15 protein-coding genes are annotated in these 15,960 nt (G+C 67.8%); 8 read left to right on the forward strand and 7 right to left on the reverse strand.

Features of this window, described 5'->3' with window-relative positions; genetic code table 11:
• Positions 1 to 110: 110 nt before the first annotated feature.
• A complete protein-coding gene (locus tag VFE28_09270; GenBank protein ID HZM16179.1) occupies positions 111 to 389 on the reverse strand; it encodes a S24 family peptidase in 279 nt (92 codons plus the stop codon).
• 27 nt (positions 390 to 416) lie between these two features.
• The gene (gene lexA / locus VFE28_09275) at positions 417 to 1,037 is read right to left on the reverse strand and encodes a transcriptional repressor LexA (protein ID HZM16180.1); all 621 of its coding nucleotides are present in this window, start codon (positions 1,035 to 1,037) and stop codon (positions 417 to 419) included.
• 225 nt (positions 1,038 to 1,262) lie between these two features.
• Here lexA and VFE28_09280 point away from each other — a divergent pair, with 225 nt between their 5' ends.
• The 5 genes from VFE28_09280 (at position 1,263) to VFE28_09300 (ending at position 5,415) form a co-directional block, all read left to right on the forward strand.
• Positions 1,263 to 2,165 (forward strand): hypothetical protein, encoded by a 903-nt coding sequence (locus VFE28_09280; GenBank protein HZM16181.1) that lies wholly within the window; start codon positions 1,263 to 1,265, stop codon positions 2,163 to 2,165.
• Between the two features lie 102 nt (positions 2,166 to 2,267).
• Positions 2,268 to 2,717 (forward strand): hypothetical protein, encoded by a 450-nt coding sequence (locus VFE28_09285; protein HZM16182.1) that lies wholly within the window; start codon positions 2,268 to 2,270, stop codon positions 2,715 to 2,717.
• A gap of 166 nt (positions 2,718 to 2,883) precedes the next feature.
• Entirely contained in the window at positions 2,884 to 3,177 is a 294-nt protein-coding gene (locus VFE28_09290) for a GYD domain-containing protein (GenBank protein ID HZM16183.1), read from the forward strand.
• Between the two features lie 452 nt (positions 3,178 to 3,629).
• Positions 3,630 to 4,094 (forward strand): hypothetical protein, encoded by a 465-nt coding sequence (locus VFE28_09295; protein HZM16184.1) that lies wholly within the window; start codon positions 3,630 to 3,632, stop codon positions 4,092 to 4,094.
• Positions 4,095 to 4,176: 82 nt separating this feature from the next.
• Positions 4,177 to 5,415, forward strand: coding sequence for an MFS transporter (locus VFE28_09300; GenBank protein HZM16185.1), 1,239 nt, complete (start codon positions 4,177 to 4,179; stop codon positions 5,413 to 5,415).
• 93 nt (positions 5,416 to 5,508) lie between these two features.
• On the opposite strand, the gene VFE28_09305 is transcribed toward VFE28_09300, so the two are convergent.
• The 5 genes from VFE28_09305 to VFE28_09325 all read right to left on the reverse strand — a co-directional run bounded on the left by VFE28_09305 (position 5,509) and on the right by VFE28_09325 (position 11,748).
• Positions 5,509 to 6,081, reverse strand: coding sequence for a hypothetical protein (locus VFE28_09305; GenBank protein HZM16186.1), 573 nt, complete (start codon positions 6,079 to 6,081; stop codon positions 5,509 to 5,511).
• Between the two features lie 168 nt (positions 6,082 to 6,249).
• Complete coding sequence (locus VFE28_09310) at positions 6,250 to 7,209, reverse strand: hypothetical protein (protein HZM16187.1); 960 nt, start codon at positions 7,207 to 7,209, stop codon at positions 6,250 to 6,252.
• Positions 7,206 to 8,834, reverse strand: a complete 1,629-nt coding sequence (locus VFE28_09315; protein HZM16188.1) for a hypothetical protein — start codon at positions 8,832 to 8,834, stop codon at positions 7,206 to 7,208. The genes VFE28_09310 and VFE28_09315 overlap by 4 nt, the downstream gene beginning before the upstream one ends.
• A 518-nt stretch (positions 8,835 to 9,352) precedes the next feature.
• Positions 9,353 to 10,990 carry a hypothetical protein gene (locus tag VFE28_09320; GenBank protein ID HZM16189.1) on the reverse strand — a complete coding sequence of 546 codons (1,638 nt, stop codon included), beginning with the start codon at positions 10,988 to 10,990 and terminating at the stop codon, positions 9,353 to 9,355.
• On the reverse strand, positions 10,987 to 11,748 hold the full coding sequence (locus VFE28_09325; protein HZM16190.1) for an ABC transporter ATP-binding protein: 762 nt from the start codon (positions 11,746 to 11,748) through the stop codon (positions 10,987 to 10,989). The genes VFE28_09320 and VFE28_09325 overlap by 4 nt, the downstream gene beginning before the upstream one ends.
• A 457-nt stretch (positions 11,749 to 12,205) precedes the next feature.
• Between VFE28_09325 and VFE28_09330 the strand changes: the two genes are divergently transcribed.
• From VFE28_09330 to VFE28_09340, 3 genes are read left to right on the forward strand one after another with little or no spacing between them, the layout of a single operon-like run.
• A complete protein-coding gene (locus VFE28_09330; GenBank protein HZM16191.1) occupies positions 12,206 to 13,393 on the forward strand; it encodes an isocitrate/isopropylmalate family dehydrogenase in 1,188 nt (395 codons plus the stop codon).
• A gap of 23 nt (positions 13,394 to 13,416) precedes the next feature.
• Complete coding sequence (gene lysF, locus VFE28_09335) at positions 13,417 to 15,414, forward strand: homoaconitase (protein HZM16192.1); 1,998 nt, start codon at positions 13,417 to 13,419, stop codon at positions 15,412 to 15,414.
• Positions 15,407 to 15,937, forward strand: coding sequence for an HD domain-containing protein (locus tag VFE28_09340; GenBank protein HZM16193.1), 531 nt, complete (start codon positions 15,407 to 15,409; stop codon positions 15,935 to 15,937). The genes lysF and VFE28_09340 overlap by 8 nt, the downstream gene beginning before the upstream one ends.
• Positions 15,938 to 15,960 lie beyond the last annotated feature (23 nt).

A 15,960-nucleotide genomic window follows, 5' to 3' on the forward strand; every position in this document is an offset into this window, starting at 1 on the left:
GCGCCGCCATGTCCACTCTCCCTGGACGGAGCCCGTCGCCGCGGGCTGCGTCAGAGCCACGCGCGCTGACGGAGGTGCCGTCAGAGCCGCGCGCGCCGCGGAGCTGCCCCTCAGAGCGCCGAGCGCACGCCGATCACGACGCCGCGCACGCGCAGCGACTGGCGCTGCACCCGCTGTGGCCCGCCCTGCGTCTGCAGCGGGTGGACGAGCAGCTCCGGCTGCGCTGCCGCGTAGCGGCCGACGACGGCGCCGCCGTCGCCCTCGGCGACGACCAGCTCACCGTCGCGCACGTCCCGGCGCGCCTCGACAATCAAAACATCTCCACGCCGCAAGCGCCGGTCGAGCTCGACCTCGACGCCGACGGTCTGAACGAAGACCTGCGTCTCCATGGTTTCTCCAGGCGTTCGCGCCTCGGCTCAGGACTTCTCGTAGCTTCGCAGCAGCCCCACCACGATCCCCTGGATCTGCACGTCTTCCTTCGGCACCCGGATCGGCCGCATCTCCCGGTTCGACGGCTGCAAGCGCACCAGCCGGCGCTCGGGAAAGAAGCGCTTCACCGTGGTCTCTCGTCCCTCGACGAGGGCGATGACGAGATCACCGGCCACGGCGCGTCCGGTTTGCCGCACGACGAGCAGGTCGCCCTCGGCGATGTCCTCGTCCCGCATGGACTCGCCCATCACGCGCAAGGCGAAATGCCTACCGCGACCCACCATGTGCGCCGGGACGGACACCGTCTCGAGATCGGGGAAGGATTCCGACGGCAAGCCGGCGACGACGCTGCCGACGAGGGGCAGCTCCACCGCCGGCGCCACGGGTGCCGTCGTCAGCTCCATACTGCGATGCTTGTGGTACACGCGCCGCAGGATGCCCTTGGCCTCCATCTGCGACAGGTGTTCGTGAACCGTGCTCGGCGCCGCGACACCGATGTGCTCGGCGATCTCGTCCAGCTTCGGCGGATACCCCTTCTCCGCCGTGTAGCTGCGGATATAGTCGTAGACCTGACGCTGTTTGGGTGTGAAACGAACGTTGCGCGACATGTTCTGCTCCAGTGGGGGGGTCGGGGGTTCAGACGAACCTAGACCGAACGCGACCCGAAGTCAACCCGAACATTTTGCGCCCCCGCCGGGGCCGCCCAGGGAGCCTCGCGGGGAGCGGCGGGCCCCGCCGGGGCCGGGCCGGGCATGGGGTGCTTCCCGGTGTGGTCCGGCAGGTCTATGGTGATAGCCCCGCTCCACCCAGGGCCCGTAGAGAAAGGAAGAAGCATGCTCTCCCGGCACTCGTCCCGCGACCCGCACCGCGCCTGCGCTCCCGTCGACGCCGCGACCGGCCTCGCCGGGGACCCGGCCAGGAGCCAGGCCCAGAATCGAGCCGCCACCCTGAGACCTCACCCGGCACTGGCTGTCGCCGCTCTTGTCACCGCTCTCGTCACCGCCGCTCCGGCAGCCGCCGAGAAGGTGAGCCTGGCTCTTTCTCCGTCTCCGGGTGATTCCTTGCGCTATCGCGTGCAGGTGCAGCAGGAACTCAGCTTCCAGGGCATGACCGTCACCGCAACAGAAGCCGGCAGCGTCCACATCGCCTCTCAGGCGAGCAAGCACGACACGTTGCAATTCCTCGTCCACTTCAGCGGCTTCGAGAGCAGCGTCAAGCAGGGCGACCAGCTCACGTCACGCAAGTCAGAGCTCGAGGGCTTGTCCCTCCGCGCCATGATTTCGCGGCATGGCCAGGTTCTCGAGGTGAGGCCGCAGACGAGCGTTTCCGCCGAGATGAAGGAGGAGCTGCAGCCACTCGTGGAGAACCTGTTCGCCAACCTGGCGGATCATCCGGTCGAGCCCGGTGACACCTGGACCCACGAGGAGAAGGTGCTGAACAAGGAGGATGCCAAGGCCGAGCCTCGGATCGATGGGAAGACGGAGTTCACCCTGGACGAAGTGACCAAGAAGAAGGACAAGAAGGTCGCCAAGATCCTGGGCAAGGGCACCGCCAAGGTCCACTTGCAGACGGGCATGGGTGAGGTGATCGGCGACGCGAAGGGAGATTCGGAGGTCCTCGTGGCCGTGGACAACGGCTACATCGTCCATCGCAAGTCTACCAGCGAGTTCAAGGGCACGATGGGGACGATGGAGGGGAGCCGCGTCGAGTATTTCGAGCTCGAACTGCAGCCTTGAGGAGGCGCAAGAGCGGCCGCAGCTGACTAGCTATCCGAGGGAACGCCCGCCGGCCCTGCGGTCACCCGCGCCAGGAGCGCTCCGTTCGGCGAGGCCGCCAGCATGCTCGCCGAGGCGCTCGGTGTGACCATGCACAAGGGGTTCGTCGAGGTCCCAGGCGAGAAGTCGGACCCGCTGCTCTTCACCCTCGAGAACGGGCGTCTCGGCCCGCACCCCATCATCACTGGCCAGCACAGCGGGGCGTCGATCTCGCGCGTGATGACCTACACGGGGCAATCGCTCGACGGCCCTCCCGGCTCCACCGTGTTGCTTCGCCTGCCGGACACGGCGGTGGAGTCAGTGCCTGTGGGCGGCGACTCGCTGGCCCAGCGTCCCGCGGGCCCGGCGCAGGGGCTCGCCTTCGAGCTGGGCCGAGGTCGTGTCGTCGTCCTGGGCGAGGGTGGCATGCTGACGGCGCAAGTGAACCGCCGGGTCCGATATGGAATCAACGCTCCCGGAAACGACAACCAGCAGTTCGTGCTGAACGTCATGCGTTGGTTGTCCGGGAAATGATGCGACCGGCGCGATCCTCGCGATTCCCTTCGGCCAAAACCTGTTGCCACCGCCGGCCGGGCTCGCTATCCTTTTGCTTTCCCCTACTCCCCACGTCGACGCCCATGAGCCCGGCGGGGTGGCTCGCAGCTCCGGCCCAGGCCGCTGAAGACGGAGGAACGTTCCCATGCCCACCTTCATCCGGCTCGCCTCCCTGACCGAGCAAGGCATCAAGAACATCCATCATTTCAAGGACATGGTTGCGGAGGCCCGGGAGATCATGGACAAGCACGGCGTGCGGCTCCTGCAAGGTTGGGCGACACTGGGTGACTACGATGTTGTCGCTGTCATCGAAGCGCCGGACGCGAAGACCGCAGCGCAGGTGAGCGCTCTCATCGCCTCCCGGGGGAACTTCCGCGCCAAGACGCTGTCGGCGGTGGCGATCTCTGAGCTCACCGAGGCGATCCGCGGCGAGCCTTGAACGGCCCCAGGCGCCCGCAACCTTTCCCTCTCCGAAACGTCAGGACATGAGGAGGGTCAGGAACCCTCCTGCCTGGAGTAAGCGGGGCTTTGCCGCCGACCCAGACGGGGCTTTTGCCTGACTCCCCCACAGCGAGAGCGGTCCACTGAGGCGGTCCGGAAACCCCTGGAGCCCGGAGCCGCGCCAGGAGCCCTTCCCGACACCAGCACCCTCCAGGCGAGGTCGCCTGGACGTCTGGCATCGAGCCTGCAGGGGCTGGCGGGCCGGCTCGCCGTGGTCTAGCATTTCAAGGCGAGCGGTTTCCTCTTCCCCACGAGGTGACTGCGGTGACGTTCAAATCGTGCACACCGTTCCGCCGCCGGGACTCCCTGGCTTCCTTCCCGACGACAGAGTCCTCCTGGGGATTGTTGCGTCCTTTCGGGGCACGACCGAAGCGCGAGCGGAGGTGCCAATTGAGCCTCCCGAGGGCAGCGTGTCTCTGGGCCGTCGTCGCCGCGATGCTCGGAGCCGTTGGTTGCAATAGCTACGAATACCTGCGTGACTCGACGCAGCAGCTGGACCAGATGCGGTACGAATACGTCCGCAACAATCCGGGTAACAAGTTCAACAACCACATCCTGGCTGGACGCGTGCAGCCCGGCATGAGCCGGTTGCAGGTGCGCGTCTCCTGGGGCGAACCGGACCAGGTGGTCGCCGGTGATCGCCCCGGTGTCGATCAGTTGTGGGCCTATGCGGAGCAGGAGCCCTCGCGGGGCGTCTCCGTGTTCCAGCTGCGCTTCGGTGGTGAGATCCTGCAGAACATCGAGATCTCCCGCGACGCGCTCATCCTGGGCACCGCCAAGGTCGACCCCAAGCCGCCGGTGGAAAGCGACATCGGGTCCTCCCCCGGGGACGCGACGGCGAAGCGCTTCCCGTGAGCCTGGGGCTCCGTGACGAGTCGCCGGCCGCCCGCGGTGCGGAACCGCAGGACGCGGGCCGCGGAGAGCCCGAGTCGGCTTGATGCCCGAGCAGGAGGCACTGCAGCAGCGTAAGGATCGCTGGGGTCTGCGACGGCTGTTCGGTGCCGCTTTCCTCGCCGACTTTCAGCTCTATCTCGTCTACACAGCCATGCCTTTCAAGGCCCTGCAGCTCGGTGCAGGGCCTTTCACTTTGGGGGCGATGGCCGCGCTCTCCACCGGGTCCTATGCGGTCCTCGTCGGCCTCTGCGGCCGCTGGAGCGACCGCCTACCCCGCCTGCAGCTGGCGCGCCTCTCCAGCCTCGGCATCATCCTCGGCTGCATCGGCATGACCGTCGCCCCCGACCTGCGCTGGATGCTGCTCGTCGCGCCCTGCATCGGCGGCAGCATGTCGCCCTTTTGGCCGAGCGTGCAGGCCCACCTCGCCGACCGCACGGCGGCGGCGCAGCTGGAGCGCCAGCTAGGGCGCTTCAACCTCTCCTGGACTCTGGGAAAGGCGAGCGGTTTTCTCGTCGGCGGCACGGTGGTAGCGGCGTTCGGCAGCGCGGTGACCTTTACACTCGCGAGCTGCATCGCCTTCGTCATCTTCTTCCTCTTGCCCGTCGAACCGCGTCCATCGCTCCTCAGGGGATCCGTCCCGGCGGAATCCGGCGCCACGGAAGCCGTCCCGGCTCCAGCGACCGCCGGCACGAAGGCGGCGCAGCTCGAGGTCGATCCCCGTGCCTCCTTGTTCCGGCCCCTCGCCTGGGTGGCGAACGGCACCGCTTTCGGCGTCGGGGCGACGCTCAATCACCATTATCCTCGCCTCATCCGCGAGTTCGGTTGGAGCCCCCACGTCTTCGGCCTCTTCCTCGGCCTCGTCTACATGACGCAGGCGCTCGTCTTCATCGCGCTCACGCTGCGCCCCGAGCGCTGGCGCTACCGTCGCGCCCCACTCTTCGCGCCACAGATCCTCATGCTCTTCGCCATGGTTTCGCTGCCGCTGGCCAGCTTGCCCCGCGTCTTGGCCTCGGCTCTCGTCTTTGGTGTGGCCCTCGGCAGCTGCTACACCGCGAGCCTCTACTACAGCCTGCACGCCCCGGCGGCGCGCGGCCGCTATGCCGGCGTCCACGAAGGCCTCATCGGCCTCGGCTCCATGGCGATTCCGTTCCTCGGCGGACTGCTGGCGCGCCTCCTTCACGGCTTGTGGGTTCCGTACGTCGTGGCGGGAGCCGCGGTGGCACTGTCGCTCGTGGTTCAGGAGTGTCTCTTCCGCTGGGCGGCGCGCCGGAGACCGGGGTAAGGCTTCCATGTCCAACAGGGGCGGGAAAGAGGAACAGGATCGCTGCCGGCACGTGCAGAGGCCGCATGAACTCCGAACGGGCAGCGGCGATGCTCAGGGCTGGACGAAGGGCCGGCGGGCGAGCGCGCGGGTGAGCGGCTTGGCCATGATCGGGGTGGTGCTGCCGGAGCAGCCGGGTCCGACCGGCCCCAGGCGCACGGCGTCGAAGGAGATCTCGTAGCAGTCCGTTTCGCTATGGTTGCCCGATTGATAGCGCAAGAGTGCGGTGCCGCCTCCGGTCATGAGGGAATCCTGGCGCGACCCGGTGACGTCGGCAGTGACGGTCAGAACCACGCCGAATTGCTCCGACCGCCCGGTGCAATGGCTGGCGAACTCCGTATCGGTGATCGTCCCCGTGCAGACGATGTCGATCTGGTCCTGCGTGATGCCGAGGAACTCCTCCAGGGTCTCGCCAGCGCAGAGAGAATCGACGAAGACGTCCATGCCGAGCAGACTGTCCGTCTGGCAGTCGCGGTTCGGGAAGTGCACCCGCCAGACTCCGGCCCAGGAAGCGGGAAAGGTGAGCTCCGGCTGCGGCGCCTTGGGAGGCTCGGATTCCCCGCAGCCCGAGGCACCGAGATACCCCAGGAACCAGGCGGCCAAGGCGAAGCGTGGGAATCGTCGCAAAGCGGGCCTCCTTGCAGGACCCAGAGTGCCGGAGAGCGCGGCCACCTCAAGGTTGCAGCAAACGTTCCACGCCGTTCCAGGCGACAGACGCCCGGCGCACCATCCGGGCGTGGACATCCCCTGTGTACATCGAAACGGACGCGCAAGGAACCAGAAACCTGACGTGCCCTAGAAGCTGACGCGCAAGGATACCCGCTGGGCGATCCCCATGGAGTCTTCCTCGTCGAAGCCGGCACCGTAGTCGAGGACCAGACGGGAGTAGCGCACCCCTGCCCCAGCGCTCGGGTAGAACCGGCTTTCCCCTGGCACGACGAAGGTGGCGCCGGCGCGCAGCCAGAAGAGGTCGCGATAGACCTGACACTCGACGCCGCCGGCTGCGGTATGCAGGCTTCCCTGTCGCAACGACAGATCTGCCTCCACCTCCCAGCGCCGTGCCGGCCGCAGCTCGAATCCCGCCGTCACGCTGGGCTCCAGAGTTTCCCATCTGCCCGTATCCCAGTGCACCCGCGTCCACACGTCACGCCCGACGATCACCGCGGTGAGCTGGTCGAAGACGAGCACCGTGAGCCCCAGGTCGAGCCCGACGCCCTGGCCGTCGGCCGAATCGAAGTCGTTGTTCGCCTGCAGCCCTTTGATCCCCATTCCCACGCTCGTGTAGTTGTTCACCGCCATGGCGGCAGCGAACTGGAAGACGTTTTCCGACCAATCCTTGCCCGAGGCGAAGGTGAAGCCCAGATGGGAGATGAAGAGCCCGTAGCCGAAGCGCGTCGGCCGCAAGAGTTGTGACGTCTCCCCCAGGCGCTCGCCGGCGGCGCGACCGAAGCTGAAGCTGTCGTAGCCATCGTCGATCTGATCGAGAATGTCGGCGTGCATCAGGGTGACGCCGTTCTGCCGCTGCAGCCACGCAAGGTTGGCTGGATTCCAGTAAACGGCGGCGTCGTCGCGCACCATGGCCACTCCGGCCGTGCCGAGACCGTGCAGGCGAGCTCCGTGTCCCAGGTTGAGGAAGGCGCCGCCGCTGGAGAAATCGGCGCCGGCGGCGGGACGCACAGCGAGGGCCGCGAAGCCGAGGCCGATCCCGAGGAGTACATGGCTGCGGGTCGAGCCTCTGGTGGCGAACGCCATCATCGGACCACCGCGATCATGGTGCGGAGCCTCTCCTCGCCGCCGTCCGAGTGGACGACGCGGGCGAGGACGAGATAGGCGCCGTTGCGCACGTCCCGCCCCTCGGGAGTTCGCAGGTCCCAGGTGAAGCGGTAGTAAGACTTGGTCGCCGGGTCCTGGAAGGTCTGCACCAGGCTGCCGTCCATGGCCAGGATGCGGACGAACACTCCCCGGGCGGGGACTCCTCCCACATTCACCTCGATGCTCTGCCCGGCGGAGAAGCGCTCCGGTGCGGCGATCCCCGAGGCAGCGTCCCACACCACGGTCGAGGTGTTCGCGGCAGAGATGTTGCGGGCCCGATCGATGGATTGGAAGCTGATGCGGTTGGTACCCGAGGCGAGCGTGCGGCTGAACCGGATCGTCGGGTGGAGGACGGACAAGGTCTCCGGCGGGGTGACGCCGCCGATGACGACGATCCTGCTCGTGTCCGTGGTGTCCACCACGACGTTGCCGGTGAGCACCTGCGTCTTGGTCACTTCCGGCAACGGTGGCGCGGGTACCGGTGCCGGCGGCGCGGTGCGATCGACACGCAGTCGGAAGAGCAGCGTGTCCGGCACCCCGTCCTCGTCCCGGGAAAGGAGCTGGAACGGGTAGTCCCCTTCGGCGCTCAACAAGGTGCCGAGGTCCATGAAGAAGCGGTAAGTCGTCCCCGGGCCGCCGTCCCGCGGTGGCAGGTCGATGGTCGTCGTGTCGGCACCCACCACGACGCGTCCCTGCATGGAGACGACGAGCTGCCGATCCACCGCCACGCCGACCAGCGAATCGGCGTGCTGCACCGCCCGCGGGGCCGGCGGATGGGAGACCGTGATCGCCGGACCGAGAACGTTCTTGTCCAAGCTGTCCACCACGGTGCTGTCGTTGCCCACCGAGTCCAGGCCGAAGGCGAGGAGTTTGTACACCCCATCCTCGAAGCTGCTCAATCCACAGGTATGACAGACGAAGATGTAGTCGCCATCGCCGCCGAAGCCGCCCTCGGGATCCAAGGTGTCCCGCGCCGCCCCTTGCGCATCGAGCACGGCGACACCGATCCCATCTTCCAGCTCGGAGCCCGTGATCCGTACGCGGATGAAGGGGAAGACGTTGGCGTTCTGCGGGAGGCCCGCGGCCCAGCGCCGGGGATGGACCTCCAGCAACTGCGGGATGGGCGAGCTGAGATCGATCCGCACCTGCCGCTGATTCGTCAACCCCTGCCCGGTCACCGTGGTGCCGGTGAAGTGCACCGTGTAGTTGCCCTCGGGCTGGATGCGCCCGCTGGTGTCCTCTCCCCGCCACTCGAGCCGGTATTGCACCTCCGGGCGCAGCCCCAGCCGCTGGTCCAGGATCCGCAGCACCTGAGCCGAGCCCTCGACGGTGACGTAGATGAAAACGCTCGCCGACTCTGGAAGGGTGTAGAAGACGGCGACGCTGTCGAAGGCGAAGTCGCCGTTCGGGGAGAAGACGGTCGGCTTGACGAAGGCCGAATCGAAAAGAATGGGAACCCCGAGGCTCGCCTTCCCGCTTTCCGCAGGAAGCCAGCGCGGCGGCAGGATCGCACCTCCCACCGCGACCAGGAGGAGCGCGAGGAGGCGGCGGACGCGGCAGGAGAGCAAACGCGGGTCCCTTCGACCGGCTCGGCTAAACCGTTGATTCTACAACGGCTCCACCAGATCGCGAGTATACGGAGCCGGTCGCGGGGGTGTCAATCGCGGGACCCCGAAACAGCACACTGTACTTCGATCGCGCCGAGCCGGTGGCGGAAGCACCGGTCTCGCTCCTGGCGGCGCGGGAGCCCGGAGCTTCCTGCTCGAGGAGGCGCGAGGGAGAAGATGTGGGGGGAGAAAGACGGGAGCATCAGCCGCCGCTTCTGTCGCACCTCCCAGTCACCCGTGCCGTCCGGCCCTTGGACGCGTCCGACGCGCCCCCTCCCGGAACCCCACCCTCTCCGGACCACCGGGATCTCGCGATCCTGGTGTGCAACGGATGATGACCTTACCACCTTCACGTTGCGAGGAACACGAGCGGTGATACTCCCGTCCGTTCGTCATGCGCGTGATCCGTCCGGAAGAATCCACATTCCGCGCGACTCGCGCAAGGCCTTTTTGTGAAAAGTCGCGCACCGCGACATGTTTCAGTCTTCGAATGGTCGCAACAGTGGCAATGTTTGCAGGCGTGAACGCGCGAGGCGAACTGCGAGCGCACCCGCGAGGCCGGCGAGAACCCCTCCCAGCAGCAGCAGGAGCGGGTGCGCCCGCAGCGCGTATTGCAGGCGCGCCAGGATGCCCACGGGTACCAGAACGAGGAGAGCGGCGAGCCAGTGGAAGGATCTCTCGTGTCGCAGGGGTTCGCGCGCGAAGGGAATGGCCGGATCGACGGCAAGAAGAAGTGCGATTCCGAGCGTCGCGAAGCCGCATGGGAGCGCCAGGTGCACCACGGCGTGCACCGGGTCGTGCCATGCAAGGAGGAGCGGCACGAGCACCGAGAGCACCGTGGGCAGCAGCAGTCCGTAGAAAGCAGCGCCCAGTACGCCCACATAAAAGGCGTCGAAACGCCGGGTGGGAGCGGCGAAGAATATCCATGCAGCCCGCCAGGCGGGGCTGGAAGCGAGGCTGCGGAGCGTGAGCACCGCGAGGGCGACGAAGAGCCAAGCCGCACCGAAGAGTGCCATCGCTGCTCTCCTGCTCACGGAAGTCGTTGCCAAACTTTCGTTTGAGTACGGATCCCAGCCGCCGCTGGCGAGGAGCCCGAAGCCGCTGTAGACCACGGGCATGGCGAGAGCAGGGAGCAGCGAAAGCCGCAGGCGACGATCGCCGCGCAGATGGGCCAGGAAAAAGTCGAAGCCGGCGCGACGCATGGGATCACGTCCGGCACCCGCCACGAGCACCTGCGACCAGGAGAATCGCCGGCCTGACCGGGGTCCGGCTTCCAGCAGCGGCCGGGCGGCATCGGCGGCCAAGGCCTCGACGAGATCCATGGCGTACTGCGGTGCCAGCATCCTTGCGGCCGCGACCGCGCCGACCGCGAGCACCCCCAGCCCGGCGCCGAACACCGCCCAGCGCGCCTCCGGGGCGGCGCCGAGGGCCGCTGGCAGATGGGCGAACCACGCCGCCGGGACGAGCTGCGCCCAGCGGGGCATCGGCGCTGCGCGCAGGTCGAGAGCCTCGAGCAGTGGGTCCAGCCCCAGATAGACGACGAGCACCACGAGCGCCATGACGACTTGCAACCAGACGAGCGCGTCGTGGAACCGCTCCCGTGAGACGCTGCGTAGGAGTGCCGTGTACGCCACCACCACGACGCTCACGGCGGCGACGGTGTTGAGGAAAGCTGCGCCGACGAAGGCGAGGCCGATGGCGACACGCCCCCGTTCCACGCTCGCAACCACGTCCACCAAGGGCGCCGCCAGGAGTGCCGCAGAAAGCACGCACGCATCCACCAAGAGGTGCAGGACGCGGGCGAAAAAGAGGGTGCGCCCGCCGATGGGACGCCAGTAGAGAACGTCGATGTCCGTGGGTGCGAGCAGGAGCTGCTGGGAGGCGGCCAGCAAGTTGAAGGCGACGAAGACCCCGACGAGGGTGAAATACGTGGAGATACGGAGGAGAAGCGGCAGCTCCGAGACCGCTCCGGTCGCCAGCACGCCGCCGAAACAGAAATAGAGGAAGAGGGTGACGCCGAAGGCGAACTCGGCTCGCGAGATCCGGCCGCGGAAAGGACCGCCGCCCCGCCGGTCCACGGTCAGGGCCACCCGCAGCAGGGCCCACAGCTGGCTCACGGGCTGCCTTCCTGGCGCGCGGCCGGCGCCAGCTCCGGGGCGGCGCCGGTGAGGCGCTGGAAAACCGTCTCCAGGGTGGCGCCGGGAAAGCGCGCCAGGATCTCGCTCAGTTTTCCGTCTACCTGGATTCGTCCCGCGGCCAGGATGACGATGCGGGAACAGATGCGTTCCACCACGTCGAGGAGATGGGAGCAGTAGAGAATGGTAGCGCCCCGCGCCGCGGCGTCGGCGATCAAGGCCTTGACCCGCACCGTCGCCTCGACGTCGAGACCGTTGAGCGGCTCGTCGAAGAGCATGACCTGCGGTGCGTGCAGCACCGCCGCGGCGATGACGACGCGCTGTTTCATCCCCTTGCTGAAACCGGTCATGCGCCGGTTCCAGGCCCCGGGGTCGAGAACCAGGTATTCGAGCAGCTCCCGGGCGCGGCGCTCGCACGGCTTCGGTTCGAGTTCGTAGAGCCCGCCGACGAAGCGGAGATACTCGAGCGGAGTGAGCGCCTCGAAGAGGGCGCCGGTCTCGGGGACGAGACCGAGAAGGCGCTTCGCCTGCAGGGGTTGCTGGACGATGTCGAAGCCCCCCACCCGCGCCGTGCCGCCGCTCGGGCGCTGCAGACCGGTGAAGAGCTTGACCGTGGTGGACTTGCCGGCGCCATTGGGTCCGAGGTAGCCGAGGATCTCCCCGGGCTCGACCCGGAAGCTGACGCCGCGCAGGGCTTCCACCGCACCGAAGCGTTTGACCAAGTCGATCGCCTCGAGCAACGGCTCACCCCCGAACCCGGCGTGTGCGGCCCTGCGGCCACGCTAGCACAGTGCAACTCCCGCTCCCATCACGCCCCCTCGAGCACTCCCAAGTTTTCCTTCCGCGTACTGCGCCCCCTTGCGACAGGCCCGGATCGTTGGCGCAAATGCTTGACCGGAAATGCACTAAACTGCGACCGGGCGCCCGTGTCGGCCCCGCCCTTAGGTCCGCTCACGCGAACCGGTCCACGGCTGGAAGTTCGGGAACCGGCGGCCGGCCAGCCTGCCGCCTACCCGCGCCGCGACCTCGGCTTCCTCGGGCGCCGACCACGGCGTGGACGCCAGGCGCGCACGAGGGCGCGCAGCGACCGCGGCGCGCCTCATGGGATGCTGGCAAGAGAGCGCCGTTTCGAAGCATGATGCTGCCGAAACCGCGCCGCCCCGACCGCCACCACCGACTTGCAGGAGGACGAGCCGCATGCCCAAGACCACCGTGGTGACGATGCCTGGCGATGGAATCGGGAAGGTCGTGCTCCCTGAGGCGCTGCGCGTCCTCGCGGCCGTCGGCTTCGACGCCCGCTACGTCCACGCCGACATCGGCTGGGATTTCTGGGTGCGCGAGGGCAATGCCCTGCCGCAGCGCACCATCGACGCCCTCGCCGAGCACAAGCTGGGGCTCTTCGGCGCCATCACCTCGAAGCCGAAGAAGGCCGCCGACGCCGAGCTCTCCCCGGCGTTGCGCGGCAAGGGCCTCGTCTACTACAGCCCCATCGTCTCCATGCGCCAGCACTTCGATCTCGATCTCTGCATCCGCCCTTGCCAGACCTTCCCGGGCAACCCGCTCAACTTCGTGCGCAAGAACCTGGACGGCGGCTTCGAGGAACCAGCGGTGAACACCATCATCTTCCGCCAGAACACCGAGTGCCTCTACGTGGGCGTGGAGTGGACCGACCCGCCCCAGGCGGTGCGCACCGCCTTCGAGACCCACCCGCGCATGCTGGCCTTCAAGGACGTGCCCGGCGCCGATCTGGCGATCTCGACGCGCATCTTCACCCGCCCGGCCTGCCGGCGCATCGCCCGCGCCGCCTTCGAGTACGCTGCCCGCGGCGGCTACCGCTCGGTCACCGTGTGCGAGAAACCCAATGTGGTGCGCGAGACTTCCGGGATGATGGAGGAAGAAGCCAAGCGCGTGAGCGCCGACTTCCCCGGCATCGAGCTCTGGTCCACGAACATCGACGCCCAGATGATGTGGTTGACGAAGAACCCCGAGGACTATGGCGTCATCGTCTCGGGCAATATGTTCGGCGACATCGTTTCCGACGGTTTCGCCGGTCTGGTGGGCGGCCTGGGCTTCGCCGCCAGCGGCAACATCGGGCGGGAGGTGGCGGTCTTCGAGCCCACCCACGGCTCGGCGCCGAAGTACGAGAAGCTGGATCCCCCCATCGTCAACCCCATCGCCATGATCCTGGCGGCCTGCATGCTGCTCGAGCACATCGGCGCCACCAGCCAGGCGCAGCGCATCCGCGCCGCCGTCGCCAAGGTGGTGCGCGAGGGCCGCGTGCGTACCTACGATATGCTCCGCCTGGCCGGCGGCCCGGGCGTCATCGCCCAGGGCGCCGCCACCACGACGCAAATGACCGACGCCATTCTCGCCGCCCTGCGCTGACACTGGGCGGGAAGGAGGGTGCCATGGGGCAGAACAGCATCGAGAAAATGGCGCAGCGCTACGCCGTGGACCTCGAGCCCGGTCACGTGGTGCGCGCCGGCGACTACCTCTCCATGCGGCCGCTGCACGTGATGACCCACGACAACACGGCAGCGGTGATCCCCAAGTTCCAATCCATGGGGGCGAAGCGGATCTTCGCGCCGGAGCAGCCGGTCTTCGCCCTGGATCACGACATCCAGAACCAGAGCCCGGAGAACCTGGGCAAGTACCGAATGATCGAGGAGTTCGCCCGCGCCCACGGCATCGCTTTCTTCCCCGCCGGACGGGGCATCGGCCACCAGGTCATGGTGGAAGAAGGCTTCGCCGTGCCGGGAGCCTTCGTCGTCGGTTCGGATTCGCATTCGAACCTCTACGGCGGCGTGGGTGCTCTGGGCACCCCGGTGGTGCGCACCGACGCCGCCGCCATCTGGTCTACCGGCCGCACCTGGTGGCAGCTGCCCGAGGTCGTGCGCGTGGAGCTCGTGGGGGCGCTCCGCCCCGGCGTCGCGGGCAAGGACGTCATCATCGCCCTCATCGGCCTCTTCAACGACGACCAGGTGCTCAACACCTGCATCGAGTTCGGCGGGCCCGGCGTGGCCAGCCTCGGCATGGAGTCACGTCTCACCATCGCCAACATGACCACCGAGTGGGGGGCACTGGCCGGCGTCTTCCCCTACGACGCCACCACGCGCCGCTTCCTGCTGCAGGGTGCCGAGGTCATGCGCCAGCGGGGCGACGCGAATCCCCGCCTGACGCCGGAGCGCATCGCGCGGCTCGAGGCCGAGATGCCGGTGCCGGACGCCGACGCCGTCTACAGCAAGGAGATCACCTTCGACCTCGGCGGCGTGACGCCCTTCGTCGCTGGCCCGAACGAGGTGAAGACCATCGTTCCCCTGCCGGAGATCGAGTCCCAGCGCCTGGCGATCGACAAGGCCTACTTGCTGAGCTGCGTCAATGGTCGTCTCGAGGACCTGGAGCAGGCCGCCGCCGTTCTCCGCGACCGGCATGTCGCTCCGGGCGTTTCGTTGTACGTGGCCGCCGCCTCCAGCTTCGTCGAAGCAGAGGCGCGCCAGCGCGGCATCTGGGACACCCTGCTCGCCGCAGGCGCGATCGCCCTGCCCTCGGGTTGCGGGCCGTGCATCGGTCTCGGTGACGGCGTCCTCGCCGACGGCGAAGTGGGCATCTCGGCGACGAATCGCAACTTCAAGGGCCGCATGGGCTCGGCGCAGGCGCGGGTGTATCTCTCCAGCCCGGCCGTCGTCGCCGCCTCCGCGGCGGCGGGCTTCATCAGCGGCCCGCCTCGATCGGCGCCCAGCGCCACCGGCAACGAGCGCGCCGACTTGGAAAGCGCGGGGAAATGGCGCGCCCTCGCCGCACCGCCGCCGGCAGCAGCGACGACCGCGATCCTCCCCGGCTTCCCGGCCACGCTCGAGGGCGAGCTGCTCTTCGTTCCCAAGGACGACATGAACACCGACGGCATCTACGGCAAGGAATGGACCTACAAGGAGAACCTGACGCCGGAGGAAATGGGTTCGAAGGCGATGCAGAACTACGATCCGCGCTTCCAGGAGATCGCTCGCCGCGGCGACATCCTGGTCGGTGGCTACAACTTCGGCACCGGCTCGTCGCGCGAGCAGGCGGCGACGGCGCTGCAATACCGCGGCCTGCAGATGCTCATCACCGGCTCCACCTCGCAGACGTACAAGCGCAACGCCTTCAACAACGGCTACATCGTGGTGGAATGCCCCGAGCTGGTGGATGCCCTCGAGGCCGCCTTCACCGGCGACCCGGCGCCCACGATCCGCACCGGCTGGCAGGCGCGGGTGGATTTCGCCCGCTCGCGCCTCGAGTGCAACGGCCGCACCTACGGCTTCAGCGCCCTGGGCCGCGTCGCCCAGGAGCTGGTGGCCCAGGGCGGCTTCGAGAAAGTGGTGGCGGCCCAGATCGCGAGCCTCGAACGGAAAGGAAAGTCCGATGCGTGACGAGATCCGCAAGATGTTCCCGGAGCTGGAGGAGATCCGCTCTCCCGAGCTGCGGGAAAAGGTGGTGAGCGTCTGGGAGGACGCCATCCGTAGCGGCGGCTGGAAGCCGGCGGATCTGATGCGGATCCCCTTCACGCTGCTGGCGGAGAACGTGAACATCATGTACCTGGAGCACGTGCGCACCGTGTGCCGGATGTGCATCGGCATGGAAAAGGTGCTGCGCGACGCCTACGGCGACCGCGCCCGCATCGACCACGACACCCTGGTGGCCGGAGCGCTGCTGGCGGACGTCGGCAAGATGCTCGAGTACGAGGAGAAGAATGGCAAGATCGTGAAGGGCAAGGCGGGCGAATACTTGCGCCATCCCTTCAGCGGCGTCGGCTTGTGCTGGAAGCATGGCATCCCCGAGGTGGTCATGCACGTGGTCGCGACGCACTCTAAGGAAGGCGACCACGTGCGGCGCTCGCCGGAATCGATCATCTTCCACCACGCGGACTTCACCGACTTCGAGCTGGTGAAATAGGGAGGCTCCTTGGACACGATCAC

It is taken from the genome of Candidatus Krumholzibacteriia bacterium, from assembly GCA_035649275.1.
Taxonomy (GTDB): Bacteria; Krumholzibacteriota; Krumholzibacteriia.

Coding starts and splice junctions, on each gene's coding strand:
- VFE28_09270 (HZM16179.1), bottom strand. CDS start 389: ATGGAGACGCAGGTCTTCGTTCAGACCGTCGGCGTCGAGGTCGAGCTC.
- lexA (HZM16180.1), bottom strand. CDS start 1,037: ATGTCGCGCAACGTTCGTTTCACACCCAAACAGCGTCAGGTCTACGAC.
- VFE28_09280 (HZM16181.1), top strand. CDS start 1,263: ATGCTCTCCCGGCACTCGTCCCGCGACCCGCACCGCGCCTGCGCTCCC.
- VFE28_09285 (HZM16182.1), top strand. CDS start 2,268: ATGCTCGCCGAGGCGCTCGGTGTGACCATGCACAAGGGGTTCGTCGAG.
- VFE28_09290 (HZM16183.1), top strand. CDS start 2,884: ATGCCCACCTTCATCCGGCTCGCCTCCCTGACCGAGCAAGGCATCAAG.
- VFE28_09300 (HZM16185.1), top strand. CDS start 4,177: ATGCCCGAGCAGGAGGCACTGCAGCAGCGTAAGGATCGCTGGGGTCTG.
- VFE28_09310 (HZM16187.1), bottom strand. CDS start 7,209: ATGATGGCGTTCGCCACCAGAGGCTCGACCCGCAGCCATGTACTCCTC.
- VFE28_09330 (HZM16191.1), top strand. CDS start 12,206: ATGCCCAAGACCACCGTGGTGACGATGCCTGGCGATGGAATCGGGAAG.
- lysF (HZM16192.1), top strand. CDS start 13,417: ATGGGGCAGAACAGCATCGAGAAAATGGCGCAGCGCTACGCCGTGGAC.
- VFE28_09340 (HZM16193.1), top strand. CDS start 15,407: ATGCGTGACGAGATCCGCAAGATGTTCCCGGAGCTGGAGGAGATCCGC.